The 6,236-nt window shown below is 74.8% G+C and carries 4 protein-coding genes and 2 pseudogenes; 2 read left to right on the forward strand and 4 right to left on the reverse strand.

Annotation, left to right across the window (positions count from 1 at the left end):
- From KBX39_RS20120 to KBX39_RS20130, 3 genes and pseudogenes are all read right to left on the reverse strand, one after another.
- Positions 1-802, reverse strand: a pseudogene (locus KBX39_RS20120) (metallophosphoesterase); the annotation flags it as partial.
- Positions 803-855: 53 nt separating this feature from the next.
- Positions 856-2,031 (reverse strand): sorbosone dehydrogenase family protein, encoded by a 1,176-nt coding sequence (locus KBX39_RS20125; protein WP_043326037.1) that lies wholly within the window; start codon positions 2,029-2,031, stop codon positions 856-858.
- Positions 2,032-2,076: 45 nt separating this feature from the next.
- Positions 2,077-3,882: a SpoIIE family protein phosphatase gene (locus tag KBX39_RS20130; protein ID WP_210871946.1), complete on the reverse strand. Its 1,806-nt coding sequence runs from the start codon at positions 3,880-3,882 to the stop codon at positions 2,077-2,079.
- Positions 3,883-4,024: 142 nt separating this feature from the next.
- On the opposite strand from KBX39_RS20130, the gene KBX39_RS20135 reads away from it, so the two are divergent.
- Positions 4,025-4,951 (forward strand): 2-hydroxyacid dehydrogenase, encoded by a 927-nt coding sequence (locus tag KBX39_RS20135; protein WP_210871948.1) that lies wholly within the window; start codon positions 4,025-4,027, stop codon positions 4,949-4,951.
- Here KBX39_RS20135 and KBX39_RS20140 read toward each other — a convergent pair.
- Positions 4,945-5,328 carry a PH domain-containing protein gene (locus tag KBX39_RS20140; RefSeq protein ID WP_064446987.1) on the reverse strand — a complete coding sequence of 128 codons (384 nt, stop codon included), beginning with the start codon at positions 5,326-5,328 and terminating at the stop codon, positions 4,945-4,947. The genes KBX39_RS20135 and KBX39_RS20140 overlap by 7 nt on opposite strands.
- 442 nt (positions 5,329-5,770) lie before the next feature.
- Between KBX39_RS20140 and KBX39_RS20145 the strand changes: the two are divergent.
- Positions 5,771-6,236 (forward strand): annotated as a pseudogene (locus KBX39_RS20145) (GGDEF domain-containing protein); the annotation flags it as partial.

Here is a 6,236-nt window from a genome sequence, read left to right on the forward strand (position 1 = left end):
GGTTGAGGTGCATGTCCGACACGTGCAGCACCCGGGTGGTGCCCGGCGACGGCTGCACCACCGGCAGCGCGGAGACCGTGGTGTACAGCTTGCTGACGTTGCCGACCAGCCGCTGCAACTGCTCGGCGTACTTGGTGTAGTCGTTGGCGATCCGCCGCGCGTCACCGACGATCGCGGGCGCGTTCACCAGCAGGCCCTCGTACCGTGGCTCCTCGATCGCCTGCGGACGCAGCGTCGTCGCGGCCACTCCGAGGCTGCCGGCGGTGATGACGAGCGCCAGGCCGCCGGCCCAGGCGGTACGGCGCACGTCGCGGAACACCAGCGCGGCCAGGATCAGCGTGGCCAGGACCGCCGAGGCGAGCGTACGCAGCCCGAGCCGCATCACGCCGTCGCGGACGTCCTGCACCGCCGACTGGCTGGCCCGGCTGATGCTGGCCGGGTCGTCGATCAGCGCCTCGGTGCGCCCCTGGTCGAGCGCGCCCACCTCGACGGTCAGGTACGCCGGCCCGTCGTGGCTGTCCAGCAGCAACGCGCCCAGCGGCGGGATGTCGACGGTGGTGCCGCCGCTCAGTGACGGGCTGAGCTTCAGCTCGGCCCGGAACGGGCCGATGTCGGTGCCGACGTGGCCGCCCGCGTACGTGCCGACCACGATGCCGCCGAGCGTGACCGCGAACAGGGCCAGCACGACACCCAGCCGGCGCAGCCGGTGACCCGGCCGCCACGCCGTCCAGCGGCGGGCAGGCCCGCGCCCGGGCGACGTCTCGTCCCCCGCGCGGTGCTCTTCGTTGTCGTGGCCGTCCATGCTGAGATCCTGACCTGCCCCTTGAGCGATCTTGACAAACCTGCCGACCCGGATCAGCTCCGGCCGGCGCCCCCGTCGGCGAAGACCAGCCGCAGGAGGCGGTCGTCCTCGGCGGCGGGCCGGCCCCGCCCGTCCCGGTTCGAGGTGCTCACCCAGAGCGAGCCGTCCGGGGCCACCGCCGCCGCCCGGAGCCGGCCGTACTTGTCGTTGAGCAGGTCGCGCGGCTGACCGAGGACGGTCCCGTTGCCGGCCAGCTCCACCAGCCACAGCCGCTGCCCGCGCAGGCAGGCGGCGACCAGCAGCCGATCCACGGCGGCCAGGCCGGAGCAGGAGGCGTCACCGGTGGGCCACTGCGTGATCGGGTTGACGTAGCGCCTGTCGTCGCTGCGCCCCTCCACCCGGGGCCACCCGTAGTTGCCGCCCTTGTTGATCGGGTTGATCTCGTCCCAGGTGTTCTGCCCGAACTCCACCGCGTACATCTTCTTGTCCGGCGTCCAGGCGAAGCCCTGCACGTTGCGGTGCCCGGTCGACCAGACCGGCGACCCGGCGGTCGGGTTGCCCGGCGCCGGCTTGCCGTCCGGGGTGATCCGCAGGATCTTGCCGCCGAGGCTCTTCGCGTCCTGGGCGTTCTCGGTGCGCCCGGCGTCGCCGGTGCTGGCGTAGAGGAGACCGTCCGGGCCGAAGCCCAGCCCGCCGCCGTTGTGCGTGCCGGCCTTCGGGATGCCGGTCAGGATCGGCGTCGGCGCCTGCCCGAGCCGCATCTTGGCGATCCGGTTGTCGTTCTCGGCGGTGTAGTAGACGAAGATCGTCCGGTCCCGCTCGTACGCCGGCGAGACCGCGATGCCGAGCAGACCGCCCTCGCCGCCGGCGGCCACGTCCGGCACGGTCTGCACCGGCCGCACGGCCAGCCCGTCCGGGCCGGACTCCGGGCCGACCTGAAGGATCCGCCCCTTGTCCCGCTCGGTCACCAGCGCCGCGCCGTCGGGCAGGAACGCGATGCCCCACGGCACCTCCAGGCCCTTGGCCAGCACGGTGGCGACCACCTGCTGGCCGGCCCCACCCGGGCTGGCGGTACTGGACGGGCTCGGCAGGTTGGGCGGCGCGCCGGCCGGGTCCGGCTCGGGCTCGCCGAGGGCGCAACCGGCGCTGCCCAGCAGCAGCGCCGCGCAGGACACCGCCAGCGCCGTGCGGAGCCGGCGGGCACGGGGGTACGGAAGACGCGCTCTCACCCGGCCCAGCCTAGCCGGGCGAAGCGCCGAACCGGGCCGCTCAGCTCAGCCGGCACGCAGGGCGAGCAGGGCCACGTCGTCCTCACGGCGGTGGGCGGCGGCGAGCAGCCGGTCGCAGAGCAGGTCCAGCGGTGCGCCCGGCCCGTCGGCGCGGAGATGGGCGAGCAGGTCGGCCTGTCCCTCGTCGATCGACCGGTCCCGGCGCTCGATCAGCCCGTCGGTGTGCAGCAGCAGCGTGTCGCCCGGGGCGAGGACCAGTGTCCGGCCGGTACGCCGGGGTGCCCGGGCCAGGCCGAGCAGCGGCCCGCGTCCCTCGGCGACCGAGACCGTGCCGTCCGCCCGGACCAGCACCGGTGGGGGATGCCCGGCGTTGCACCAGGAGACCCGCAGCCCGTCCCCGTCCGGGCGGATCCGGGCCAGCACCGCGGTGGCGACGGTGGGCACCCGCAGCCCGCCCATCGCCCGGTCGAGCTGCGCCACCAGCAACTCCACCGGGTCGTCGCGCCCGTACGCGTTGCCGCGCACCAGGTTGCGCAACTGGCCCATGGTGGCCGCCGCCTCGATGTCGTGACCGGCGACATCACCGATCGCGGCCACCAGCTCGCCGTCGGGCTGGACGAACGCGTCGTACCAGTCACCGCCCACCTCGACCCGGTCCGCGACCGGCAGGTAGCGGGCGGCCAGCTCGATCCCCGGCACCGTCGGCAGGGTGGGCAGCATGCTGTGCTGGAGCACCTCGGCGACGTGGCGCTGCTCACCGTAGAGGCGGCTGTTGCCGACCGCCTGTCCGGCGCGTACTCCGATGTCCTGCGCGGTGCGCAGGTCGCTGTCGTCGAAACCGCGCCGCCCCTGGCGGTTGACGAGGGTGACAGCCCCGATCACCCGGTCCCCGGCGGCGGTGATCGGCACGGTCAGGTGGGAGCCGATGCCGAGCCGGTCGGCGAGCGGCACCAGCTCCGGGCGCGTGGTGCCGCGCGCCACGTCGTCCAGTCCGGCCACGGCCCGCACCGCCGGCCGCCCGGTACGCAGCACCGAACGGATCTGCGACTCCGCGCTGAGGCCGGTCGTCAGCAACTCGGCGAAGCGGGCCAGGTCGCCCCCGCGTTCGGCGTCCCGGTGTACGCCGGTGACGGTGCGCGGGCGGCCCGCCGGGTCGACGAGCGTGATCAGGCACCAGTCGGCGAGCAGCGGCACCATCGCGTGCCCGAGCCGGTCGACGGCAGTGGCCACGTCGAGCGTGCCGCCGAGCATCTCGCTCATCCCGGCCAGCATGGCGAGCCGGTCGTGCGCCTCCTCGGCGCGGCGGCGGGCCTGCTCGGCGCCGCGGACCGCGATGCGCAGCCGCAGCTCCGAGGAGCACGCGGCGGCCAGGTCGGCGAGCGTACGCAGCTGCTCGGGGGTCCAGGCCCGGGGCTTGCTGTCGATCGCGCAGAGCGAGCCGAGCACCCGCCCGTCCAGGTCGGTGAGCGGCATTCCGGCGTACGCCACCACGCCCAGGTCCTCGATGGCCAGGTTGAGGCGTACCCGGGGGTAGAGGCGGGCGTCGGGCAGCACCAGCGGCATCTCGATGTCGACGACGTGCTGGCAGAACGAGTGGCTCAGCGGTGTCTGCCGGCGCGCCGCCCAGGGCTCCGGCAGCCCGGTCGCGCCGGGAAAGAACTGCCGGTCGGCGTCGACCAGGGAGACCAGCGCGACCGGCACGTCGAGCAGGTCGCCGACCAGGCGGGCGAACCTGTCGAACGCCTCGTCGGGTACGGCGTCGAGCCGCGTCTCGTCGAGCGCACGCAACCGGTCGGGATCGGTGAGCGCGGCAATCGGCACGGCCACCCGGCCCCGGCCGTCCTCGCTCATCGCCACCGCCCTCAGCAAGCGGAACACCCGACCGGCATCCCGTCCTCGGTTATACCCCGCTGCACTGTCAATCGACCCCGGGCGGGGCGTTCGTCACGGCCCACGCCATGCCGGCCCGGGGCTGCCGATATGGTCGGCGGTCGTGAAGGCATGGATCCCGCACCCCGAAGGCCTCCGGCTGCTCGGCGAGCTGCCGCCCGGCGTCACCGTGGAGCTGCTGGAGGACCCGGAACGGCCCCCGTCGTCCCCGGCCGGGGTGCGGTTCTGGGTGCCGCCGTTCCTGTCCGGCCCGGACGCCGGCGCGTTCCTGGCCCGCCTGCCGGACGTCGAGGTGGTGCAGCTGCTCTCCGCCGGCGCGGACGCCTGGGTGGGGCGCGTCCCGGACGGTGTGACGCTCTGCGACGCCCGGGGCGTGCACGACTCGCCCACCGCCGAGTGGGTGGTGGCCGCGATCCTCGCCTCGCTGCGCGGGTTCGCGCCGCTGGCCCGGGCGCAGGCGCGGCGCGAGTGGGCGTACGACGAGGTGGCGCCGACCGACGAACTTGCCGGTAAGCGCGTGCTGATCGTGGGCGCCGGCTCGATCGGCACGGCGGTGCGTGACCGGCTCGCCCCGTTCGAGGTGAGCTTCACGCTGGTGGCCCGTAGGCCGCGCCCGGACCAGGGTGTGCACGGGGTGGACGAGCTGCCCGCCCTGCTGCCGGAGGCGGACGTGGTGGTGCTGCTGGTGCCGCTGACCGACCGGACCCGGGGGCTTGTCGACGAGAAGTTCCTGGCCGCGATGCCGGACGGCGCGTTGCTGGTGAACGCCGCACGGGGGCCGGTGGTCAGCACCCCCGCGTTGCTCGCCGAGCTGACCTCGGGGCGGCTGCGGGCGGCGGTGGACGTCACCGACCCGGAGCCGCTGCCCGCCGACCATCCCCTGTGGGAGCTGCCGAACCTGCTGCTCACCCCGCACATCGGCGGCTCGGTACGCGGTCTGCTGCCCCGGGCGTACCGCCTGGTGGCCGAGCAGCTACGCCGGTACGTGGCCGGGGAGGAGCTGACGAACCGGGTGGTCGACGGCTACTGATCGTTCGCCTCACCGGGCAGCTCCTGCCCGGTGACGGCGATCAGGTGGGGCAGCTCGGTGGCGCGTACCGCCGGCAGCATCACCACCTCGCCGTCGTCGAGCCGGGCGAGCGCGCGGCCCCGGGCGTCGCCGGCCAGTTCGGTGACGCGCGTCCACGGCACCCGGCGTTGCCCGGCGATCGCCCGCAGCCGCAGTTCCGAGGCGTCGGCGTCGGTGCCGGCGCGCCACGCCCAGACCGCGACGGTGAGCGGGACGAGCAGCACCCAGAGCAGCCACCAGCGGGCGGAGGCCAGCGGCAGCGCGCCGATGGTGGCGACGATCGCGGCGACCAGGATGGCCTGGTTGTGTCGGAAACGGACGGTATCGGCACGGCTCACCCTCCGATGATCCCACCCGGCCGACTCCCGCCACCCCGCGCCCCGGCAGCCCCGCCAACCCCGGAGATCTTGGTACGTTTCCGCCCTCCCGAGGGCAGCCCTCCCGAGGGCGACTGCGTACCAAGATCTGGCGCGGGCGGGTCGTGTGATGGAGATCTTGGAAGGAAACGGTCCTCATGGTGGCCCTTTGCTTCCGAGATCTCGTCGGGGAGGCGGGGGTGTGACGGATGTCACTGGTGGGATGACGTCACCGGGCGCTTCCGGGATCGTTTCTAGGCGTGGCCGCAGCGGTCCCCGCCGATGCGTCCGCCCGCCCCGACCCCGCACGTCGTTACCGCGAACCGCAACCGCACCGCCCCCGTGCCCCCTCACGAAGGCGACCGCCGTGCCCGTCCCTCCTCCCGCCGGTCCCCGTCGGCGGCCACCCCTGCCCGATGTCGCCGTGTCGCTCACCGGCGCGGTCTTTCTCCTGGCGGGCGTCGCCGGGCTCCTACCCGGTCCGGCCGCGGCTGCGCTCGCCGTCGCCGGTGGATCCGCACTCGCCTGCGTCCGGCTCGCCTGGCTGGCCGGCGGAGCGCTGCCCGCTCCGAGCGACCTCGCCCCGAACGCGCCGCCGACCGTCGACGCCCGAACCGCCGAATCACCAGCCCGGAGCGCCGAAACCGGCCCACCCGAGCGCCGGGACGCACTCGCGGCGGGCGTGACGACCGGGCGGCAGGCGCGCCGGGTCGCGTTGTCCCGTCGGGTCGCCGCGATCCTCGACGCCGCCGTCCTGGTCGCCGGGCTCTCCGTGGCGGTGCTGCCGCTGAGTGATCCCGCGTACCGGCTGCCGATCGCGCTGACCGGGCTGTGCCTCACCGCGCCGCTGTACGTGACGGCGCTGCTGCGCCTGCCCGGCCGGTCCCGGC

It is taken from the genome of Micromonospora sp. D75, from assembly GCF_018070405.1.
In the GTDB taxonomy this organism is placed as follows: Bacteria; Actinomycetota; Actinomycetes; order Mycobacteriales; family Micromonosporaceae; genus Micromonospora; species Micromonospora chalcea.

Excerpts from the sequence above, each read along its gene's own strand:
- KBX39_RS20130 (WP_210871946.1), bottom strand. The coding sequence starts at position 3,882 with ATGAGCGAGGACGGCCGGGGCCGGGTGGCCGTGCCGATTGCCGCGCTC.